16 protein-coding genes, 1 tRNA gene and 1 riboswitch are annotated in these 21,486 nt (G+C 64.8%); of the genes, 7 read left to right on the forward strand and 10 right to left on the reverse strand.

All coding sequences use genetic code 11. The features are described from left to right. Positions 1-3: 3 nt before the first annotated feature. On the forward strand, positions 4-2,505 hold the full coding sequence (locus tag BLV07_RS08855) for an EAL domain-containing protein (protein ID WP_091883059.1): 2,502 nt from the start codon (positions 4-6) through the stop codon (positions 2,503-2,505). Between the two features lie 12 nt (positions 2,506-2,517). Here BLV07_RS08855 and BLV07_RS08860 read toward each other — a convergent pair whose 3' ends face one another. After that, entirely contained in the window at positions 2,518-3,195 is a 678-nt protein-coding gene (locus tag BLV07_RS08860; RefSeq protein ID WP_091882705.1) for an LON peptidase substrate-binding domain-containing protein, read from the reverse strand. A 31-nt stretch (positions 3,196-3,226) separates the two neighbouring features. Then, positions 3,227-4,150, reverse strand: coding sequence for a thioredoxin (trxA, locus tag BLV07_RS08865; protein WP_091882708.1), 924 nt, complete (start codon positions 4,148-4,150; stop codon positions 3,227-3,229). 272 nt (positions 4,151-4,422) lie between these two features. Between trxA and BLV07_RS08870 the strand changes: the two genes are divergently transcribed. The 4 genes from BLV07_RS08870 (at position 4,423) to BLV07_RS08890 (ending at position 8,033) form a co-directional block, all read left to right on the forward strand. Next, positions 4,423-4,497: transfer RNA gene (locus tag BLV07_RS08870), tRNA-Gly, on the forward strand. A gap of 76 nt (positions 4,498-4,573) precedes the next feature. Continuing rightward, entirely contained in the window at positions 4,574-5,560 is a 987-nt protein-coding gene (locus BLV07_RS08875) for an NAD-dependent epimerase/dehydratase family protein (protein ID WP_176945424.1), read from the forward strand. Between the two features lie 384 nt (positions 5,561-5,944). Next, positions 5,945-7,225: a PQQ-dependent sugar dehydrogenase gene (locus BLV07_RS08885; RefSeq protein WP_091882714.1), complete on the forward strand. Its 1,281-nt coding sequence runs from the start codon at positions 5,945-5,947 to the stop codon at positions 7,223-7,225. Between the two features lie 214 nt (positions 7,226-7,439). Next, positions 7,440-8,033 carry a c-type cytochrome gene (locus BLV07_RS08890; protein ID WP_091882717.1) on the forward strand — a complete coding sequence of 198 codons (594 nt, stop codon included), beginning with the start codon at positions 7,440-7,442 and terminating at the stop codon, positions 8,031-8,033. A 208-nt stretch (positions 8,034-8,241) separates the two neighbouring features. On the opposite strand, the gene panE is transcribed toward BLV07_RS08890, so the two are convergent. From panE to BLV07_RS08910, 4 genes are all read right to left on the reverse strand, one after another. Then, positions 8,242-9,165, reverse strand: coding sequence for a 2-dehydropantoate 2-reductase (panE, locus tag BLV07_RS08895; protein WP_091882720.1), 924 nt, complete (start codon positions 9,163-9,165; stop codon positions 8,242-8,244). 91 nt (positions 9,166-9,256) lie between these two features. Further along, on the reverse strand, positions 9,257-9,865 hold the full coding sequence (locus BLV07_RS08900; RefSeq protein WP_091883062.1) for a 2-hydroxychromene-2-carboxylate isomerase: 609 nt from the start codon (positions 9,863-9,865) through the stop codon (positions 9,257-9,259). A 93-nt stretch (positions 9,866-9,958) separates the two neighbouring features. Next, positions 9,959-11,308: an MATE family efflux transporter gene (locus tag BLV07_RS08905; RefSeq protein ID WP_244551022.1), complete on the reverse strand. Its 1,350-nt coding sequence runs from the start codon at positions 11,306-11,308 to the stop codon at positions 9,959-9,961. An 85-nt stretch (positions 11,309-11,393) separates the two neighbouring features. Then, positions 11,394-11,978, reverse strand: coding sequence for a DUF2239 family protein (locus BLV07_RS08910; RefSeq protein WP_176945425.1), 585 nt, complete (start codon positions 11,976-11,978; stop codon positions 11,394-11,396). A 160-nt stretch (positions 11,979-12,138) separates the two neighbouring features. Between BLV07_RS08910 and BLV07_RS08915 the strand changes: the two genes are divergently transcribed. After that, positions 12,139-12,804 (forward strand): glutathione S-transferase family protein, encoded by a 666-nt coding sequence (locus BLV07_RS08915; protein WP_091883067.1) that lies wholly within the window; start codon positions 12,139-12,141, stop codon positions 12,802-12,804. A 76-nt stretch (positions 12,805-12,880) separates the two neighbouring features. Here BLV07_RS08915 and ggt read toward each other — a convergent pair whose 3' ends face one another. Continuing rightward, entirely contained in the window at positions 12,881-14,632 is a 1,752-nt protein-coding gene (ggt, locus tag BLV07_RS08920; RefSeq protein ID WP_091882730.1) for a gamma-glutamyltransferase, read from the reverse strand. A 101-nt stretch (positions 14,633-14,733) separates the two neighbouring features. Here ggt and BLV07_RS08925 point away from each other — a divergent pair, with 101 nt between their 5' ends. After that, complete coding sequence (locus tag BLV07_RS08925) at positions 14,734-16,122, forward strand: MFS transporter (protein ID WP_091882734.1); 1,389 nt, start codon at positions 14,734-14,736, stop codon at positions 16,120-16,122. Between the two features lie 228 nt (positions 16,123-16,350). On the opposite strand, the gene purH is transcribed toward BLV07_RS08925, so the two are convergent. The 3 genes from purH to BLV07_RS08940 form a co-directional block, all read right to left on the reverse strand. Continuing rightward, positions 16,351-17,943: a bifunctional phosphoribosylaminoimidazolecarboxamide formyltransferase/IMP cyclohydrolase gene (gene purH, locus BLV07_RS08930; protein WP_091882738.1), complete on the reverse strand. Its 1,593-nt coding sequence runs from the start codon at positions 17,941-17,943 to the stop codon at positions 16,351-16,353. A gap of 25 nt (positions 17,944-17,968) precedes the next feature. Then, a riboswitch (ZMP/ZTP riboswitch) is annotated at positions 17,969-18,050 on the reverse strand. A 59-nt stretch (positions 18,051-18,109) separates the two neighbouring features. Next, on the reverse strand, positions 18,110-19,828 hold the full coding sequence (locus tag BLV07_RS08935) for a heparinase II/III family protein (RefSeq protein ID WP_176945430.1): 1,719 nt from the start codon (positions 19,826-19,828) through the stop codon (positions 18,110-18,112). A gap of 158 nt (positions 19,829-19,986) precedes the next feature. Beyond that, the gene (locus tag BLV07_RS08940; protein WP_091882745.1) at positions 19,987-21,333 is read right to left on the reverse strand and encodes an RsmB/NOP family class I SAM-dependent RNA methyltransferase; all 1,347 of its coding nucleotides are present in this window, start codon (positions 21,331-21,333) and stop codon (positions 19,987-19,989) included. Between the last annotated feature and the right edge of the window lie 153 nt (positions 21,334-21,486).

A 21,486-nucleotide genomic window follows, 5' to 3' on the forward strand; every position in this document is an offset into this window, starting at 1 on the left:
TGGATGTTCCGCGTTTTGTCTTGCCTTACCGTCGAGCATGATTTCCGGCTCGTCTTGCTCGCCGGCCTGGTCTGCTTCGTCGCGAGTATTGTTGCAGTCAGTATCTTCCATCGTGCGATCGCGGCGCGTGCAAGAACGCAGCTGATCTGGATCGCGATTGCCGGCGCCGCCATCGGATACGGAATCTGGGCGACCCATTTCGTCGCCATGCTCGCCTACGAGCCCGGCGTTACGACCGGCTACGGAATCGTGCTGACGGCACTTTCGCTTGCGACGGCAATGCTTCTGACCTCGGGGGGCTTCGGCGTTGCGGTCGGCGATTCCGGCCGGTGGCGCGCGGCGGCCGGTGGCGTCATCATCGGCGGCGGCATTGCCAGCATGCACTATCTCGGAATGTGGGCACTCGAAGTGCCGGGCCGCGTCGCCTGGTCGCTGGACCTCGTGTTCGTGTCGATCATTCTGGGCATGTGCCTCGGCTATGCCGCCCTGGCCGTCGCGATCAGGTATCAGAACTACCGGGGTACGCTCGCAGCGGCGGTCCTGCTGACACTCGCCATCGTATCGCACCACTTCACGGCCATGGGCGCCGTGCAGATCACGCCGGATCCAACGCGTGCGACGGGCGCCCTGTCGCTTTCTCCGGCCGTGCTCGCGCTTGCTATCGCCGGTGTCGCGCTATCTGTGCTGGGCATGAGCCTGATCGGCGTGCTGGCCGATCGTCGCCTGGCAAGCAGAACCGCCAAGTTCGAGGAGATCATCAGCCAGCTTTCGGACGCCCGGCAGCAGCTCGAAGACTCGCAACAGGAACTGCAGGACCAGACGGTCCGGCTGGACACGGCGATCAACCACATGGTCGAGGGCCTTTGCATGTTCGATGCCGAAAAGCGGCTTGTCGTCTGCAACGAGCGTTATGCCCGACTGTATCGGTTGCCGCCGGAACTGCTGCGGACGGGGACATCGCACACCGAGATCATCAGGCATCGTATTGTGAAGGGAATCCTCAAGGGCGATTCCAGCGAGGGTGCTGCCGAGCAATTCATCTCGAAATTGGCGGCCCTGCCGTTCGATGCAGTCTCGAGCAGGATCGACGAGTTTGCGGATGGTCGGCTGATCCGCGTGACGCGACAGCCGATGGCCGGTGGCGGATGGGTGGCCACGCATCTCGATGTGACCGAGCAACGCCGGTCCGAGGCCAAGATCACACATATGGCGCAACACGACGCGCTGACCGATCTGCCAAATCGCGTGTTGCTCAGGGAACGTATGGAGCATGCCATTGCGGTTACGCGCAACGGCGGCCTCGATCTGGCCGTGCTCATGCTCGACCTCGATCGCTTCAAGGAAGTCAACGACACGCTTGGACATCCGGCGGGCGATTCCCTGCTGCGCGCCGTCGCTGCGCGTCTGCGCGAATGCACCACGGAAACCGCGTTGATTGCCCGACTGGGCGGCGACGAATTCGCGGTGATCGATTACGTGACCAACCCGGCCGTGGAGGCCGCCGCCCTCGCCGAGAACATCAGAAAGGCACTTTGCGAACCCTTCGATCTCGGCGATCACCGGGTCACGGTGGGCACCAGCATCGGCATCGCCATCGCGCCGCGCGATGGCAACGATTCCGACGTGATCATGAAGAGCGCGGATCTCGCGCTCTACTCGGCCAAGAGTGGCGGACGCGGAGCATTTCGTTTCTTCGAGCCGGAACTCGACGAGCTCATGCATGCGCGACGCAATCTGGAGCGCGACATGCGGGATGCGCTTGCCGGCCGTCAATTCGAGCTTCACTACCAGCCGTTCGTCAGCACTGCCACCGGCAAGACCATCGGCTTCGAGGCCTTGCTACGCTGGCATCACCCGCAGCGAGGCCTGGTCCTGCCGAGCGAATTCATTCCGCTTGCGGAGGAAACCGGCTTGATCGTGCCGCTGGGAGAATGGGTCTTGCGGACCGCCTGCGCGGAAGCTGCCAAATGGCCTGCCTATGTCAGGATCGCAATCAACCTGTCTCCCGCTCAATTCAGGAGCACGGAGCTTGTTCCGGTCGTTGTCGGCGCGCTGGCGAGTTCAGGAATTGCGCCGCACAGGCTCGAGCTCGAGGTCACCGAGACCGTAATCATGCATGACAGCGACGCTGTTTTTGCGGTCCTCGCTCAGCTGCGCGAGCTCGGCGTACGAATCGCCCTGGACGATTTCGGCACCGGCTATTCGTCGCTGAGCTTTCTGCAAAGATTCCCGTTCGACAAGGTCAAGATCGACCGCAGTTTTGTGGGCGAACTATCCAGCGCGAGGGCAGAGGCGCGCCATCTGGCGCGAGCAGTGGTTCGTTTCGCCGTCAGCCTTGGCAAGACGACGACCGCCGAAGGCGTCGAAACGAAGGCGCAGCTGGATATCCTCCATGAAGAGGGATGCGCCGAAACGCAAGGCTACTATTTCAGCCGGCCGATGCCTGCATCCGACGTCGCCACAATGCTGCGGAAAGATTCCGGAGCGGCCATCCGCGCTGCGTGAGCATTCAGGCCGTCACTGCAGCGGTGGATCGCCGCTGGTGCGCTTCTTGGCGAGGTCCATCTCGGTGACCGCGATCAGGATCTCGGCGCGGGTCTTCAAGTCGGGCGCCTCCAGCATGGCCTGCTTCTCCGCGGGTCCATAGGGCGACATCATTGCCAGCGCGTTGACCAGCGCCTCGTTGGGGGCGCTCTCGACGCCCTCCCAATCGACCTTGAGGTTGTTGGCCTTCAGGAAGTCCGCCAGCACCGCCAGCAGCGCTTCGCGATCGACCTGGTCCTCGCCCATGCGCGCGGTGAAATCGTCGACGAAGGCGAAGAAATCCACCTTGCACTGCCGGTAGGCGGTCAGCACGTCGAGCTCCTCGACCACCTTGAAGCGCGAGACGCCGGTGAGCTCGAGGATGTAGCGGCCATCGCCGGATTCGGCGAGCTGGGTGATGCGGCCGACGCAGCCGACGCGGAACAGCGCCGGCTTGTCGGAATCCTTCGGCGAGTGCGCCACATCGGGCTGGATCATGCCGATCAGGCGATGGCCGTCGCGGAAGGCATCGTCGACCATCGAAAGGTAACGCGGCTCGAAGATGTTCAGCGGCATCTGGCCGCGGGGCAGCAGCAGCGCGCCGGGCAGCGGAAATACCGGAATGATCTCCGGAAGGTCGGCGGGCCCGCGATATTCGATGTTGATCGGCATCTGCCCGGTCCCCTGGCGTTGCCAGCACGCCCTACGAAAATAGGATCGTCGACAAACGCTTGCGTCCCTCGACGGTTGCATCATCCGTGCCGCCCCAGGCCTCGAAGAACTGCACCAGCTGCTTGCGGGCGCCGTCGTCGTTCCACTTGCGGTCGCGCTTGATGATCTCGAGCAACTGCTCGGTGGCGGCCGCGCGGTTGCCTTGCGCGTTGAGCGCGGTGGCGAGATCGAATCGTGCCTGATGATCGAGCGGGTTTGCGGCGACTTTCTGTTCCAGCTCGGCCACCGGTCCCAGCGCTTCCGCCTGCTCGGCGAGGTCGATCGTGGTCTGCACCGCTCTCACAGCGGGATCGTTGCGCTTGGACTCCGGCACCATGGCCAGCGTCTGCTTGGCTTGCTCCATCGCGCCGGAGACCGCGTAGCACTTCGCAAGGCCCGCAAGCGCCGCGATGTTGGTCGAATCATGCTGGAGGGCCTCGGCATAGATCTGCGCGGCCGCAGCCGTGTCGCCCTCGGCGAGCACGGCCTCGGCCTCCTGCACGATCTCGGCGACGTTGACCTCGCCCGGCGCGGTCACGCCCTTGGTCAGCTTTTCGATGAAGGCGTTGAGCTGGCTTTCGGGCACCGCGCCCATGAAGCCGTCGGCCGGCTGGCCGTTGACGAAGGCGATCACGGCCGGGATCGACTGGATGCCCATCTGGCCCGGAATCGCCGGGTGCTGGTCGATGTTCATCTTGACCAGCTTGACCTTACCCTTGGCCGCCTTGACCGCCTTTTCCAGCACCGGGGTGAGCTGCTTGCAGGGGCCGCACCACTCCGCCCAGAAATCGATCAGCACCGGCTGGCGCTTCGATTCCTCGATGACGTCCTTCACGAAGGTCTGGGTGGTGGTGTCCTTGATCAGATCGGCGGCGGCCGGGCCCGCCGCTCCGTTACCCTGGTCGATGATCGTCACGGGATCCCCTCGTCATGTCTGGAATGGCGGCTGTTTAGCACGTCGTCGATGCAGATGCGCGTCGTCGGCTCCTAAATTGGGCCGGGACGGCCGAATTTCAATCCATTGCGGTCGATTCGCCGGTTCCGGGGCAGTTTCGGGCGATTTGGTCGCATTCAGGGTCGATATGGGGCCTCCGATTGCGAATCTATGCCGCCGGTAGCTGTTGCATTCCCCTCCCGCTTTTGGCATACGACAGCCGTTGCCGGCGCGTCACGCGACCGACACAGGATGCGGGTGTAGCTCAGTGGTAGAGCACGACCTTGCCAAGGTCGGGGTCGAGGGTTCGAGCCCCTTCGCCCGCTCCAATTTTTCCCAGAGCATCCAGCCAAACCGGGTCGGGCCGTGGTTTTCCACGCCGCTGGCGGCTTTATTGGGTTTCGCATGACAATTCTCGTCACGGGCAGCGCCGGTCACCTCGGGGAGGCGATTATCCGGACACTCCGCTCGCGCGGCTCGCCCGCGCGCGGGCTTGATCTGAAGCCATCGCCCTTCACCGATGCCGTCGGCTCCATCGTCGACCCAGCCTTCGTCCGGCGCCAGATGGCGGGCGTAACTGCCGTGATCCACACCGCGACGCTGCACAAGCCGCATGTGGCGACCCACGGCAAGCAGGATTTCGTCGACACCAACGTCACCGGCACACTGAATCTGCTCGAGGCGGCCGCGGCCGCCGGCGTGAAGAGCTTCGTCTTCACCAGCACCACCAGCGCGTTCGGCTCGCAGCTCAGGCCGGAGGCGGGACAGGCTGTCGTCTGGGTCAGCGAGGACCTGCCGCCGGTGCCGAAGAACATCTACGGCACGACCAAGCTGATGGCCGAGAACCTCTGCGAGCTGTTCTTTCGCGAGCGTACCCTGCCGGTCGTCATCTTGCGGACCTCGCGCTTCTTTCCGGAAGCCGATGACGATCCGGCGATGCGGTCGGCTTACACAACCGAGAACGCGCAGGCCAACGAGCTGCTCTATCGCCGGCTGGATATCGCGGATGCGGTGAGCGCCCACCTGCTCGCCGCCGAGCGCGCGCCCAGAATCGGGTTTGCCCGCTACATCGTCTCGGCCACGAGCCCGTTCGAGCAACGCCATCTCGCCGCGCTCGCGCGCGATGCCGCCAATGTCGTGCGCGAGCTCTATCCGGAATGTGCGCAGCTCTATGCGGCGCGCGGCTGGCGCCTCTTCCCCGAGATCGACCGCGTCTATGTCAACGAACGCGCGCGGCGCGAGCTGGGCTGGCGGCCCGAATTCGACTTCGCGCATGTGCTGCGCAGCCTGCATGGTGACCGCGATTTTCGCAGCGCGCTGGCGCGCGAGATCGGGTCGAAAGGCTATCATGACACGGTGTTCGATGATGGGCCCTACCCCGTCGTCTCGTAAGCGCCGCGATTGCTATTTTGCTCGACGCTTCAAATGTCTGTCCGGTGTCAGCGAGAACAACCCGGCCTGAGCCGTTCTACTGTGCATGGGGTTGTTTTCGCATTTTTTTGTATGATCCGCCCCGCGAGCCGCCTGCAAACGATCCGCGCGCCAACTTTATTCCGCGCTGCAGCGCGAGCGTTGTCGTCGCGCCGTTCGCCCCTCGTTGACGTTCCGTCTCAATTTTCACGGCGCGCAATCGCGGTGCACGCGGCGCGCTTCTCACCGCTCGCAGATGTGCTAACCTTTTTGTGTCTGTCGTCCTGACCGACCCAAAACTTCGCCTCTCGACTAGCAAAATAAAATAACGTGCAGCCCTGACGGCTGCCTTAGGGGAGTGACGCGATGAAATTCCATAAATCCGTCTTTCAATCCGTTCTGGCGGTTGCAGCGGTTGCCCTTCTCGCGGGGACCAGCGCTGGCAACGCGCAACAGCAGGACAAGAACCGGGGGTTGAAGAAATACGAATCCGGCACCAAGGAGTTCTGGACCCATCCGCCGGACGACTGGTTCCTCGGCGACGAGACCGAGGCACAGAAGGGCCTGGCACCGCCTTCGGGTCCGCCGACTGGCGCGTCGGAGGCCGAGCTCGCGGCGATGATGAAGAAGATCAAGCTGCCGCCGGGCTTCAAGATCGAGGTCTACGCCGCCGGCGTGCTGGCCGCGCGGCAAATGGCCTGGGGTGACAAGGGCACGCTGTTCGTCGGCTCGTTCGGCCTCGGCAACGTCTATGCCATCAAGGACAACAACGGAAAGAAGGAGGTCAAGACCGTCCTCAAGGGGCTGAACATGCCCACCGGTCTCGCCTTCAAGGATGGCGCGCTCTACGTCATCGCCGTCGACAAGCTGATCCGCTACGACGACGCCGAAGCCAATCTCGACAAGCTCGGCGACGGCAAGGTCGTCTACGACGACATGCCGTCCTATGCCGCGCATGGCTGGAAATACATCTCGGTCGACAAGGATGGCTGGTTCTTCCTGCCGTTCGGGCCGCCCTTCAATATCGGCATGCCGCCGACCAGCGTCGCGCAGATCCGGCGCGTCGATCCCAAGACCGGCAATGCCGAGATCTGGGCGCTCGGCGTCCGCAACTCCGTCGGCGGCGACGTCGATCCGCGCACCGGCAAATACTGGTTCACCGAGAATGCCCGCGACTGGATCAGCGACGATCTGCCCTCAGACAAGCTGAACATGATCAACAAGATCGGCGAGCATTTCGGCTATCCCTATTGCCACCAGGGCAATCTGCCCGACGACAAGTTCGCGATGGGCCACAAGTGCTCGGAGTTCACGCCGCCGGTGCTGAATCTCGGCGCGCATGTCGCTCCGCTCGGCATGAAGTTCTATACCGGCGACCAATTCCCCGCCGAATACAAGAACAACATCCTGATCGCCGAGCACGGCTCCTGGAATCGCCACAAGTATCAGGGCGCGCGCATCGTGCGCGTGATCGTCGGGCCCGACGGCAAGAACCCCAAGCAGGAGATCTTCGCCTCCGGCTGGCTCGAGGGTGACCAGGGCTATCTCGGCCGTCCCGCTGACATCGTTCTCGCCAAGGACGGCTCGATCCTCGTCGCCGACGACTGGGCCGGCGCGATCTATCGCATCAGCTACAGCAAGAAGTAGCGCGACGTAACGGAAGGCTGCGACCGGGCGACGGTCGCAGCCTCTTTCATTCTCAAAGTCCCATGCCGTCGTTCCGGATTGTGCGCGATTTGCGCGCAAGTCCGGAACCCATACCCGCGAGCGGGGGTTATGGATTGTCCGATGCGCAATTGCGCATCATAGCTCGTGCTTCGCACGCCCGGAACGACGAACTCGACAGATCGGAATTCCCATCATGCGCCGGAAGTTCATCTCGCACGCAATCAGCGCGGTTGCGCTCCTGACGCTCGGCGCCCTTTCCGTAAGCGCCGCCGATAATTCCGCGATCAAGGAGAAGGCGGCGGCCTGCGCCGGCTGTCACGGCGAGAACGGCATCTCGCAGACCGAGAACATTCCCTCGCTGGCCGGTCAGCCCGATCAATTCCTGCAATGGCAACTGGTGTTCTTCCGTGCCGGCTCGCGCAAGAACGACCAGATGCAGCCGATCGTCGAGGAGATCAACAACGAGGACATCCGCAATTTCGGCGCCTATTTCTCGCAGCTGACGCCGCCGAAGGGACCGGAGGACGGGGATCCGGACCTTTCGAAAAAGGGCGCGCAGGTAGCTGCCGGCCGCCGTTGCGCCTCATGCCACACGGACAGCTATGCCGGCACCAAGGCGGTTGCGCGGCTCGCGGGTCAACGCGAGGAATATCTGGTCAAGGCGCTGCACGACTATAAAGCGGGCCAGCGCGTCGGCAGCGGCGTCGCCGCGATGGCCGATGTCGCCTATCACATGAGCGATGAGGAAGTCACCGCCGTCTCGCACTATCTCGCGCATCTGAAATAGCCGGGGCTGTTGCGGCAAACTCTGCCGTCGTACCGGACCAGCGCGCCTCAAGCGCGCGCCGATCCGGGACCCATAGCCACAGGATCGCGTTTTGCGAAGACTCGTAGCTTCCGTCTCGCGCAATAACCACTTGCTGTGGTTATGGGTCCCGGATCAGCGCTCGCTATCGCTCGATTGTCCGGGACGACAGCTGAGAGTGTAGCTGCCCCTACCCCGCCAGCTGCTTCTCATATGCCTTCAGATGCGTATAGGCGATGCGCAGCTTCGGCACCGGCACCTTGGCAGCATCGCCGCGTGCGATGAGATCGCCGATGACGTGATCGGCTTCGACCGGCAGGCCCGCCTTGATGTCGCGGAACATGGATGCCGTCATCGGCGAGCCCTCGGTGGTCAGATTGCCCTTCACCCGCTCGAAGAATGGTCCGCCCGGTGCGTAGCCCGACGCCGCGGCGATCGCGCTGGTCTCGTCCAACATGCCGAGCAGAAAGTCCCTGCCGCCCGGGGCGGCGAGGATGTTGCCGACGGAGGTGCGCATCAGGCTGGTGGATGCCGCGAGCGTCGAGAGGAACACCCACTTCTCCCACATGTCCTGCATAATGTTCTGGCTGGCGGAGGCGCCATTGATGCCGCTCCTGAAGGCCTCGTCGATTGCCTTGACGCGGTCCGACAGCTTGCCGTCGCGCTCGCCGTAATTGATCGATTGCATCGGCTGCAGCTGCACCACCTCGCGCTTGTCGTTCAGCGTCGCGGCGATGGCGCAGAGCCCGCCCAGCACGCGCCCGGCGCCGAATTTCTGGTCGAGGACGTCGAGATGCTTCATGCCGTTGAGCATGGGGATGATCGCGGTGTTCGGCCCGACGGCGGCCGCGAACGACTTGATGGCGTCGTCGAGGTCGAACGCCTTGCAGCTCAGCAGCACGACGTCGAATTTTTCCGCGAGCTTGTCCGCTTGCACGGTCGGCGGGCCCTTCAGCGTCACATCGCCATTTGGACTCTTGATGACGAGGCCGGCGCTCGCGAGCTCGCTGGCGCGGCGCGGCCGGACCAGGAAGGTGACGTCGCGGCCGGCCTGCAACAGCCTGCCACCAAAATAGCCGCCGATGGCGCCGGCGCCGACCACGAGGATACGCATGGGATTGTCCTTGTTGTTACTTCTTTGCCGTCGTCCTGGCTTTCGTCAGGACGACGAGAGGAGATTGCCAGCTTTCAAAGCTATACGGAAATCACTTCCCCAGCACCATCTCCTCGACCTCGCGCAGCTGCTCCTTGCCGAAGAACATCTCGTTGCCGACGAAGAAGGTCGGCGAGCCGAACGCGCCGCGCGCCACCGCCTCCTCGGTGTTTTTGATCAGTCTGCCTTTCACCTCGGGTTCCTGCGCGCGGGCGAACAGCTTTTGCGCATCGAGGCCGGATGACGCCAGCGCCTTCGCGGCGATCTCGGGATCGTCCATCTTCTTCGGCTCGCGCCACATGTGGTGGAAGGCCGCCTCGACATAGGCCTCGAACACGCCCTCGAGCTGCGCCGCGATCGCCGCACGCATCAGGTTCAGCGTGTTGACAGGGAAGAACGGATTCATGACGTAGGGCTGCACCTTGAAGCGCTTGATGAAGCGCTCGGTCTCGATCGCGTGGAATTCGCGCTTGTTCTTGATGCCGGCGAGCGTCTCGGCCGGCGACTTGTTGTTGGTCGCCTTGAAGATGCCGCCGAGCAGGATCGGCACATATTCGAACTTGACGCCGATGCGTTGCTCGATCGCCGGGATCGCCAGATGGCTGAGATAGGCGTTCGGGCTGCCGAAATCGAATAGGAATTGCGGGGCTGTGCGGGTCAATTCGATCTCCCTGGCGGCATTTTCGCGCATTGTGGCGCAGGCCGCGCCACAGGTCCACCGTTTAATGATGATCATAATACCTTGATGATTTCGTCAGATCAGACGCCGGATCGTTTGCTTGCGCCACACCACGAGGTAATAGCCCATCTGCAAAACGAGCATGGCGCAGAACACGATCGGATAGGCGGCCCATACGCCCTTAACGCCGATCGTGCGGCTCAGGATCACTGCAGACGGCAACTCGATCGCGACAATGGCGAAGATCGCCAGCAGCATCGGCGTCAAGGCGACGCCGGCGGCGCGCATGGCGCCGGAAAACACCGTGGCGAGGCCAAACGGCACCGAGCTCCACAAGGCTATGTAAAGCAGTTGCTTCGCCAGATCGAGCACGGCGCCGTCGGTGATGAAGATGCCGAGCACGGCACGTGGTACGAGATAGATCAGCGCCACCAGCCCGCCGGTCAGCACGAGGTTGAACGCAAGTCCGGTGCGCACGATGCCGTCGAGCCGCGCCCTGTCGCCGCCGCCGATCGCCTGCGCACCGAGGATCGAGACCGCGATCGAAATCGACATTGCCGTGAACTGTGTGTAGCCCATCACCTGATTGACGGCGCCGTACGCGGCCGTGGCGTTTGAGCCGAAGCCGTTGACGAGCCCAAGCAACACCAGCTCGGCAATCGCCATCACCACCATGCCAATTGCGCTCGGCAGTCCGATACCGAGGATTTTTCCCAGCACGGCGCCATTGAGCCGCAGATGACGCAGCAGTGCAGCGTCCGGTGCCAGCGCGTGCTTTTTCCGGAGCAGGTGGGCGGCCAGCACGATCAGCGTCAGCGCGTTGGCAATCGCAGCTGACCATGCCGGACTGGTGATGCCCGCCGCCGGCAATCCGAAGGCACCGCGGATCAGTAGCGGCGTCAGGATCAGGCCAATCGCGGTCGACAGCGCCAGTGCGAGGAGCGGCGTCACGGTGTCGCCGACGCCGCGGATCATCGCCGTCATCAGCAGGAAGACGAAGCCGAGCGGCATGGTGAGCAGCATGATGCGGGCATAGGCGCTGGCCTGGTCGAGTATATCAGCGGGCGTCGCGAGCATGAGCATCAGTTGCCGGCTGAAGATCCCGCCAGCGAGTGCAACCGTTGCCGAGAGCATTAGACCGATCGCGAGCGTCGTGCCGACGACCAGCTTGATCCGGCCGTGCTCGCCCGCGCCAAAGGCCTGGCCGATCAGCACGGTGGCGCCGGTGCTGAGGCCCATGACGAAGGCGAACAGGAAGAACATCACCGGGAAGAAGGCCGAGACCGCAGCGAGCGCGTCGATGCCGATCATCTGACCGAGATAGACGTTGCTGACGGTGCCGAACAGCGATTGCAGCGCGTTGCTCAGCATCAGCGGTGCGAGGAAGCGAAGAAACGTCGTCGAGAGAGGTGCGGGTGCGGACATGGATTTGCCTTTCATCAGGGCGTGCGAAGCCGTTGCCGCGCGATGCGCGGCTCGGCCGTTGATGGGGGTGAATGCTGCGCGCGCCTTAAGCGGGGTCGCTGTAGGCGAGCTTGACGATGTGATCGCGGATGTCGGTCGGCCAGTCAGCGATCAGCCCGGTGAAGCGCCGGCGGTCATCCGCGAACAGTGCGCGCGAGGCTTCCTCGAACTGCGGCAGGTTGCCGGCCATGGTCGACATGAAGTGATAGGCCGCATCGCGCGCCTTCCGCTCGCGGTCCTTGTCGCCGCTGGCGCGTCTGGCCTCGTCGACCAGCTTGCGCAGCGCGACCGAGGCGCCGCCGGCTTGCGCGTTGAGCCACTCCCAGTGCCGCGGCAATAGCGTCACCTCGCGCGCGACCACGCCGAGCTTCGGTCGGCCGCGGCCGCGCGGCTCGCTCGGCGGTTCGCTGATTTCGGTCGGTGGCGGCGGCATGAGCTTGGCCAGCCGCGCCAGCACCTCGTGATCCTCGCCGCGCAGGTCGAAATCGATCGACCGCCCGGTCCCGTCGTCGAAAATGATGATCGGCTGGTCCGGCTGCGACCCCGCCCGCTTGACCGCGAGTGCGACGTCGCCCGCCGCTCCCGAGGCCAGCCGGTGCTGGCCGATGAAGGCTGTGAAGGTCGGTTGCATTGGAATCATTGCCAAACTGATCGCGTTGGCAGTTTAATACCCGGGTAAATTTCTGGCGTCAATATACCCGGGTGAAAATATCCGCACCGATGGCTCGACATTGCGTCCCCGGGCTGGCACCAACGGCGCAACCGACCAAGCCAAGCTGGGGACCTGCGCGATGCTGACCGTTCACCACCTCAACAATTCCCGCTCGCAGCGCGTGCTGTGGCTGCTCGAGGAGTTGGGCGTGCCCTACGAGATCGTGCGCTATCAACGCCAGCCGGATATGCGCGCGCCGAAGGAGCTGCGCGCCATCCATCCGCTCGGCAAGTCGCCGGTCATCACCGACAACGGCAACACCATCGCCGAGTCTGGCGCGATCATCGAATATCTCATCGCCACCTACGGCAATGGTCGGCTGATCCCGCCGCCGAACACGCCGGAACGTCTGCGATACACCTATTGGCTGCACTATGCGGAAGGGTCGGCGATGCAGCCGCTGCTCTTGAAGCTGCTGTTTACGCTGATGCCGAAGCGCACGCCGGCGCTTCTCCGCCCGCTGGTCCGCAAGGTCTGCAACCAGGCGCTGACCGCGCTGGTCAATCCGCAGCTCAAGCAGCACATGGACTACTGGGAAGGCGAGCTCGGCAAGAGCGAGTGGTTCGCGGGCAGCGAATTCACCGCCGCCGACATCCAGATGAGCTTTCCGCTGGAAGCAGCCCAAGCACGCGGCGGGCTGGAGCAGGGCCACCCCAAGGCGATGGCGTTCCTGGAGCGCATCCACGCGCGGCCAGCGTATGCGCGCGCGCTCGAAAAGGGCGGGCCGTATCAGGTCGGGCGGTAGGGTACTTTCAGCGAGATCCCAGGTTCGGCTCTGCGAGCCGCCCGGCCCGCGCTGCCGTGCCATGCAAACGACGTGGTTACTGTCCCGCTGCTTCTGCGCCTCGCGTGCGTGGGTCTGGCGCGCCGAGCGGCCCGTTCGGAGTCACGAGAATCGAATTAGCCGATGTCTGTCCCATCGGCTCGACGACGAGGTGGCCCATCGCCTTCAGCTCGGACAGGACATCGCTGGGAAAGCCGCTCTCGATGCGCACCTCATCCGGTAGCCATTGGTGATGCAGCCGCGGTGTAGCAACGGCAGCAGCCACGTCCATCTTGTAGTCGAGGACGTTCACGATCACCTGGAGCACGGTCGAGATGATGCGGCTGCCACCAGGCGAGCCCGTCACCAGCACCGGCTTGCCGCTTCCGAGCACGATGGTCGGCGACATCGAGGACAGCGGGCGTTTTCCAGGCCCAGGCAGATTGGCCTCGAAGCCGACGAGGCCATAGGCATTGGAAGCGCCCACCGCCGCAGTGAAGTCGTCGAGCTCGTTGTTGAGCAGCACGCCGGTGCCGTCGGCAACGAGACCGACACCATAGCTGAAGTTCAGCGTATAGGTGTTGCTGACGGCGTTGCCGCGGCCGTCGACGACGGAAAAATGCGTGGTGTTGCTGCCTTCGCGCGGCGCGACAGCAGCGGAAACGAGCTCTTTCGAAGGCGTGGCGCGTTCGGCGGAGATGCCTGCGCGCAGCTTGGCGGCGTAGTCCTTCGCGATCAGCGTCTCGATCGGTGCGTTGACGAAGGCGGGATCGCCGAGATAGCGCGCACGGTCCGCATAGGCGCGCTTCATGGCCTCGATCAAGAGATGCAGCGATGCCGGCGATCCCTGCTTCAGATCGGCGAGCTGAAAGCCTTCGAGGATGTTGAGCGTCTCCACCAGCACCACGCCGCCGGACGAGGGCAGCGGCATCGAGACGATGTCGTAGCCGCGATAGGTGCCGCGCACCGGCGCACGGATCACCGCCTGATAGGCTTTCAGGTCGGCAGGCGTCATGATGCCGCCGGCGTCCGTCACGGCCTTGGCGAGCTTTTCCGCAACTGGCCCCTCATAGAAGCCGCGCGGCCCCTGTGCGCCGACGGCCGACAGCGTCGCGGCGAGATCGGCTTGCACAAGCCTGTCGCCCTCGCCCAGTGGCGTGCCGTCGGCGCGCGAGAAGATTTTGGCCGAGGAAGGCCATCGCGCCAGGCGCCGGTGCCAGCTCGGCAGCGTATCGGCGATATCGTCGCTGACGACAAAGCCGTCGCGGGCGAGTGCGATTGCCGGCTCGAGCAGTTGCGCCAGCGTGAACTGGCCGGAGCCGTATCTTTCCAATGCGAGGGCGAGACCTGCGACGGTGCCGGGCACGCCGACGCCGAGCGCGGAATCGCGTGACTTCGTCGCGTCAGGCTTGCCGTCGGGTCCGAGGAAGATCTGCGGCGTGGTCGCGGCCGGGGCGGTCTCGCGATAGTCGATCGTGATGTCCTCATTGCGGTCGGCGGAATGGATCACCATGAAGCCGCCGCCGCCGACATTGCCGGCGCGCGGATAGGTCACGGCCATCGCAAAGCCGGTGGCGACCGCGGCATCGACGGCATTGCCGCCACGTCGCAGGATGTCGGCACCGACCTGCGCGGAGATCTTCTCCTGCGCCACCACCATGCCGTGCTCGGCAGCGACGGCACGCACGATATCGCGCGCGGGCGGGACATAGCCCCGCCGCGCATCCTGGGCAGTCGCGGGGGCAAGACCGAGCGCCAAAGCGGCCATGACGGCGAAAAATGTCCGCCGCGTCGAATATGACGACATCATCAAAATTCCCGTTGCGCCCCCGGGGCAGTTCACACGCGTCACGCCAATGCTATACGGTTTGCCCCGAGAGAGGCAAAACTGTTCGTGATGAGGACTGCGTGATGACGACGATCGCTCCGGATGTGCGCATGGCCGGCGTGCCGCGGACCTATCCGCCGCGCGCCGCCGTCGTCAGCTGGATCTTTTTCGATTGGGCTGCGCAGCCTTATTTCACGCTGATCACGACCTTCGTGTTTGCGCCCTATTTCGCGACCGGCATCGCGCCAAATCCCGCCACCGGCCAATCGCTGTGGGGCTTTGCGATGGCGGCCGCGGGACTTGCGATCGCGTTGTTGTCACCGGTGCTCGGGGCGATCGCGGATGCTTCGGGCCGCAGGAAACCATGGATCGCAGGTTTCGGCGCGGTGCTGGTGGTGGCGTCCTGCACGCTGTGGATCGGCAAGCCCGGTGAATACGCCATCATTCCGCCGCTGCTCACCGCCGTCGCGCTCGCCAGCGTCGGTGCGGAATTCGCCACCGTCTTCAACAACGCGATGATGCCGACCCTGGTGCCGCCAGAGCGCATCGGGCGGCTGTCCGGCACCGGCTGGGCCACAGGTTACATTGGCGGCATCGTCAGCCTGATCATCGTGCTTGGCCTGCTCGCCGCCAATCCCGAGACCGGCCGCACGCTGCTCGGCTTCACGCCGCTCTTCGGGCTCGATCCCGTCACTCATCAGGGCGATCGTGCCGCCGGGCCGTTGACCGGGCTGTGGTTCATCATCTTCGTGACGCCAATGTTCCTGTTCACGCCGGATTATCCCGCGAAGCTTCCGGTGCGCGAGGCGCTGCGCGAAGGACTTTGGGAGCTGAAGCAATCGATCAAGAGTCTGCCGCACCAGAAATCTCTTGCGGCGTTCCTGCTCGCCAACATGATCTATACCGATGGTCTGGTGTCGCTGTTCGCGTTCGGCGGCATCTATGCCGCCGGCACCTTCGGCTGGCACACGATTCAGATCGGCACGTTCGGCATCATGCTCGCGATCGCCGGTGCGTTCGGCGCATGGTTTGGCGGCAAGCTCGACGATCATCTCGGGCCGAAGCGCGTGATCGCCGGCAGCCTGCTGATCCTGCTGCTGTCGGTGGCGGCGATCCTGCTGGTCGACAAGGACGGTGTGTTGTTCGTCAAGGTCGCGCCGCCCGAGCCGGGTGCGGCGCTGTTCTCGAGTGCCGCGGAGCGCGCCTATCTGGTGCTGGGCTGTCTCATCGGCGCCGCCGGCGGCCCGCTGCAAGCCGCTTCGCGCACGCTGCTGATCCGTCTCGCGCCGAAGGATCGCATCGCGCAGTATTTCGGCCTGTTCGCATTGACCGGGAAGGTGACGTCCTTCATCGGCCCGCTATTGATCGGCATGATCACCGCCGCGACGGCGAGCCAGAAAGCCGGCATGGCGGTGCTGGTGGTGTTCTTCGTCGCGGGGTTGGGATTGTTAATGCGAGTGCGGGAGGCTTGAGCCTCGTCGTCGCGCCAATCTCCGCTGTCGTCCCGGCCTAGCGCGCAATTGCGCGCGGGGGGCCGGGACCCATAGCCCCAAAGCGTAGTTTGGCGAAGGCTGGTCGTTCCGCGGTACCAAGTCCGCGCTCCATCGATAAATCACGCGGCATGGGTCCCGGCCCCCCGCGCGCAATTGCGCGCTAGGCCGGGACGACCCGTTGAGAGAGTTAGTAGTGCACTGATCGTGTCAGTGCCTGAAGTGCCGCGTTCCCGTGAACACCATGGCGATGCCGTGCTCGTCGGCGGCCTTGATGACCTCGTCGTCTCGCATCGAGCCGCCGGGCTGCACCACCGCGGTGGCGCCGGCTTCGATGCAGGCAAGCATGCCGTCGGCGAACGGGAAGAAGGCGTCCGACGCCACCACCGAGCCCCTGGTGAGCGGCTCCGCGAGCTTGAGCTCACTCGCCGCGTCCTGGGCCTTGCGCGCCGCGATCCGCGCTGAATCCACCCGGCTCATCTGGCCCGCGCCGATGCCGACAGTAGCGAGATCCTTGGCGTAGATGATGGTGTTGGACTTGACGTGCTTGGCCACACGGAACGCGAATTTCAGGTCGCGCATCTCGGCCTCGGTCGGCGCACGCTTGGTCACGACCTTGAACGTCATGTCGTCGACCACGGCGTTGTCGCGGCTCTGCACGAGCAGCCCGCCGGCCACCGTCTTGGCGGTCAGGCCCGGCGCCCGCGGATCGGGCAGGCTGCCAGCGAGCAGCAGGCGGAGGTTCTTCTTGCCGCCGATGATGGAGATCGCCTCTTCGCTGGCGTCGGGGGCGATAATCACCTCGGTGAAGATTTTTGTGATCTCGCGCGCGGTGTCGGCATCGAGCGGGCGGTTCATCGCGATGATGCCGCCGAACGCCGAGGTGGAATCGCAGGCCAGCGCCTTGCGATAGGCGTCGACGAGGTTCGCGCCCTCCGCGACGCCGCAGGGATTGGCGTGCTTGACGATGACGCAGGCCGCGGTGCGCTTGGCGTCGAACTCGCCGATGCATTCATAGGCCGCGTCGGTGTCGTTGATGTTGTTGTAGGAGAGCTCTTTGCCCTGCAGCTGCCGCGCCGTCGAGACGCCCGGGCGCTTGTCGGGCGTCGCGTAGAATGCCGCGGTCTGGTGCGGGTTCTCGCCATAGCGCAGCGACTGGATCAGCCTGCCGCCGAAGGCGCGGAAGTCGGGCGCGTCGATCTCGAGCTGCCGGTTGAACCAATTCGAGATCGCAGCGTCATAGGCCGCAGTGCGGGCATAGGCCTTTGCGGCAAGGCGCCGGCGCAGCTTCAACGTGGTCGCGCCCTTGTTGGCGGCGAGCTCGTCGAGCACGGCCTTGTAGTCGTCGGCCTCGACCACGACGGCGACGTCATCATGGTTCTTGGCGGCGGCGCGGATCATCGCGGGGCCGCCGATGTCGATGTTCTCGATGCAATCCTCGAAGCCGGCACCCTTGTCGACCGTCGCTTCGAATGGATAGAGATTGACGACGAGGAGATCGATCGGAGCGATGCCGTGGGTCTTCATCGCCGACGCGTGCTCGGCGTTGTCGCGGATCGCGAGCAGGCCGCCATGCACCTTCGGATGCAACGTCTTGACCCGGCCGTCCATCATCTCGGGGAAGCCGGTCAGCTCGGAGACGTCCTTCACCTTGAGGCCGGCAGCGGCGATCGCCTTGGCGGTGCCGCCGGTCGAGACCAGCTCGACATTGTGTGCCGCAAGCGCCTTTGCGAACTCGATCAGGCCGGTCTTGTCGGAAACGGAGAGCAGGGCGCGGGTGACGCGGCGGGGATGGTCAGTCATGAGCAAGATCCTCTGTCTTAAGGAGTGTCTATGCCCAGGCGCGCGGCAGGTGTATCTCGCGCTTCCCGATGGTGCTCCATCCAAGGTCGCCAGTCGCGCGAGCGCGTGCTGGTTAGCAGTTTTCGACGCCCTTCACAACGATCAGATAGGGCTGAAATACGGGCATCTATAGCGGTAGTTCCGGCTCCCGCCGCGCATTTCTTCGGGCATTGGTGACTGCGGGCGAGGCGGTGGAACGGACAAAACTCCAGCGGATCGACGGAGCCTGCCGCGCATCCTGCCGGATCACGATCTGCGCGGTGCGGCGCGGCCCGTCATTGCCGGCCAGGAACACGCTGTCCTCGAGGTCGACCTTGTCGTCCAATGCTTCAAAGGTCCAGACGTCGCGGTTCGGCAGCACCAGCATGACGCCGCGGGCATCCGACAGGCGGCTCGCCTTCACCGCCGGATGCAGATGGAAGCGCAGCGCGAAATCGGCATCCGCGCCCTTGAAGCGTCCGCCCTGCGGCGGCGACAGCGTGTCCTCGCCGTCGATGCGCGCGCCGTCATTGGCGATCATCAGCACACGGCGGTGGATCGCGCCGAATTTAGAGAGATAGCCGTCATGCGAGGTCGTGAGCAGCGTGCCGTTCGGCACGATTTCGCGATAGCTCTCGACCTCCACCGGGCCGCTGGTCACGGGCGCGCCGTGCAACAGCCGCTTCATCGCCGACATCTCCACGAACTGGCATGAGGAGGTGTCGTGATAGGCCAGTGTCGAATGTGCCACCGTGCCGCGGGCGAACGGCCGCCAATTGTCGCGGCCCGTGGTCGGCATGCCGCAATTGGTGACGATGCGGCTGATGCCGGAGGACAGTTCGAACGACAGGCAGCCGGCATGGGCGTCGTGGCTGACGCCGGCCGGCGGCGGCGGGCCGGTGTCGATGATCAGCGTGGTCTGGCCGGCATCGAGACGCTGGAAGCCGGTATGCGGCATGTTCGCCATCGGTGCGCCGTGGGTGTCGTCATAGGCGAGCAGCGTGGCGAGCAGGTCGGACGGTGTCGCGCTCATGCCGTTGAACAGCGCAAAATTGCCATCGCCGTGACGGAAGAAGCGCAGCATCGGCATCATGCGGTCGATCGCGTTGAGCAGCGCCGGCGGCGGCGCGATGTTGCGCGCCGCGAAGGTTTGCCGCAGCGGCAACAGGTCGATCAGGAGGTCGATCAGGGCGCCCGGGTTGCGGGAGATGTGTCCACCATCGGGCAGGATCTGCCGCTGCAATTCGTCGGAGAGCTTTTTCGAGGTGCTGCGGATGTGGCGCGCCTGGTTGGCGAGGCACAGCGCCGCGTAGCACAGTGCGATCAGCACCTGGAGCTTCGGCACCCCGTCGGGAATGTCGAGCATGGTGTAGCGCAGCAAGCGGATCTCGCGTGCGAGCGCGCGCAGGTAGCGGCGGTAGAACTTGTTGTCGGTGTCATTGAGCACCAGCGGCGCCTGCGACAACAGCGAGATCACGCGCCGTGCCAGCACGTCGGCACGCCGCGCGACCGGACGGCGCTTGTTGGCGGGGTTCGAGATCCAGTCCTCGACCAGCGCGCGCGCATTCGCCCGGGTCAGCGCGGTGTCGGCGGCGCGCAAGTGCCGCAGCCAGCCGAAGCCGAGCAGCGCGACCTCCCAATCCTCCGACGGCGGTTCGAGATCGAAGATCGAGCGGCCGTGGCAATTGACGATCTTGCCGGCGAAGACGAAGCGGCCGGCATAGATCTCGGCGGCGCGGGTCGCATCCGCGGTGCGCAGGTCATGCGGCGCGATGATCAGCCGATCGGTCCGGCTGGGCCAGACCCGCGACACCGCCACGGGCCCGCCGCTCGCGCGCGCGAGCATGTTCCGCGCGAAGCGGTTCATCACCAGCGTCGAGATACGTCTGCGTTGAGCGACCGACACGCCTTGCCTTGAAGGGGAGAGGAGGATTCCGACGAATCCTTATTAATCCCAAAATCGGACCGCTGACACCACCTTGAACGGCGCGAATCAGCGTCGAGGTTGCAAAATCCGGTGCAAAATCAGGATTTAACGAGCCGGGCCGCGAAGAATCCGTCGAGCCCGCCGAGCTTGGGATCGGCATTCGGCAGATGGCTCGGCAGGGTGCGCAGATCGCCTTCCGCGGTGAGGATTTCGTCGAGACCTGCGACCTCCGACGCCTCGATCGGGACACGGCGAAGCGCGGGCTCTGCGGCCAGCAGCGCGGTGATGGCCTGCTCGCCCTCTTCGGGTTCCAACGAACAGGTGCAGTAGATCAGCGTCCCGCCGGATTTGAGCAGCGACAGCGATTTGCGCAGCAGCCGCTGCTGGAGCGCGGTCAGGGCGGCGATGTCGGATTCCTGCCGGAGCCATGCCACATCGGGATGGCGGCGGATCGTGCCGGTCGAGGTGCAGGGCGCATCGATCAAAACACCGTCGAAGGCCTCGGCGGGGCCGGCCCATTCCACGGCGTCAGCGACGACAGTCTCGGCCTGCAACGACAACCGCCCGAGGTTTTCGCGCAGCCGCGCCACGCGGGCGGGTGAGCGGTCGATGGCCGTGACATGGGCGCCGGCAAGTGCCAGCTGCGCGGTCTTGCCGCCCGGGGCGGCGCAGAGATCGGCGATGGACTTGCCCTTGATGTCGCCGAACAGCCGGGCCGGCAGCGCAGCGGCGGCGTCCTGCACCCACCATTGTCCCTCGGCAAAACCCGGCAGCATGGTCACCGAGCCATGCAGCAGCATCCGCACCGTCCCGGTCGGCAGCGTCTCGCCATGCAGGCGGCTTGCCCATTGCGCGGCATCCGACTTCACGGTCAGATCGAGCGACGGTTCGTGGCCGAGCGCGAGCGCCATGTCTCTCGCGGTCGCCTCGCCATAATGTGCGCTCCAGCGCGCGAGCAGCCAGGGCGGCAGATCCAGCGATTGCGTGGCAACTTCCTCGACCAGGGCCTTGCCCTCGCGCGCGCAGCGGCGCAGCACGGCATTGACGAGGCCGGCATATCGCGCGGCGCGCCGGTCGGATTGCACGAGGCGAACGGAGAGATCGACGGCGGCATGATCGGGTACATCCATCCAGAGGATCTGCGCGGCGCCGATCAACAGCGCGCTCTGCGCACGCGGTGCATCGGAGGGAATGCCCTTGTCGAGCAGCCGGGACAGCACATGACCGAGCGTGCCGAGCCGGCGCAGCACGGTGGCGACCAGGCGCCGCATCAGCGCGCGGTCGCGGTCGGCCAGCGTCTTCAGTCCGGGATGGGCGCCGCCGCCGTCGAGTTGGTCGTCAAGCGTGCGGTGCTTGTGCAGAACGCCGTCGACGATGTCGGCGGCAATCCGCCGCGCCGCAAGACCGGGCACTTCGGACGGAGGAACGAAACGTTGAGATGGCATGCGGAAGCAAGGTTCTGAGCGAGCGGCAGTTCCGCCGCGATGGGCGCATGCCTTAACCAGCTCATCTGTGGCACGCGAATATGCCAAATGTAAGAATCGCTTCCGGCTTTTTCAGCCCTTTAGGCCCGATTTCAGGAATGCGTTATTGGACGT

The organism is Bradyrhizobium sp. Rc2d (assembly GCF_900099855.1).
In the GTDB taxonomy this organism is placed as follows: Bacteria; Pseudomonadota; Alphaproteobacteria; order Rhizobiales; family Xanthobacteraceae; genus Bradyrhizobium.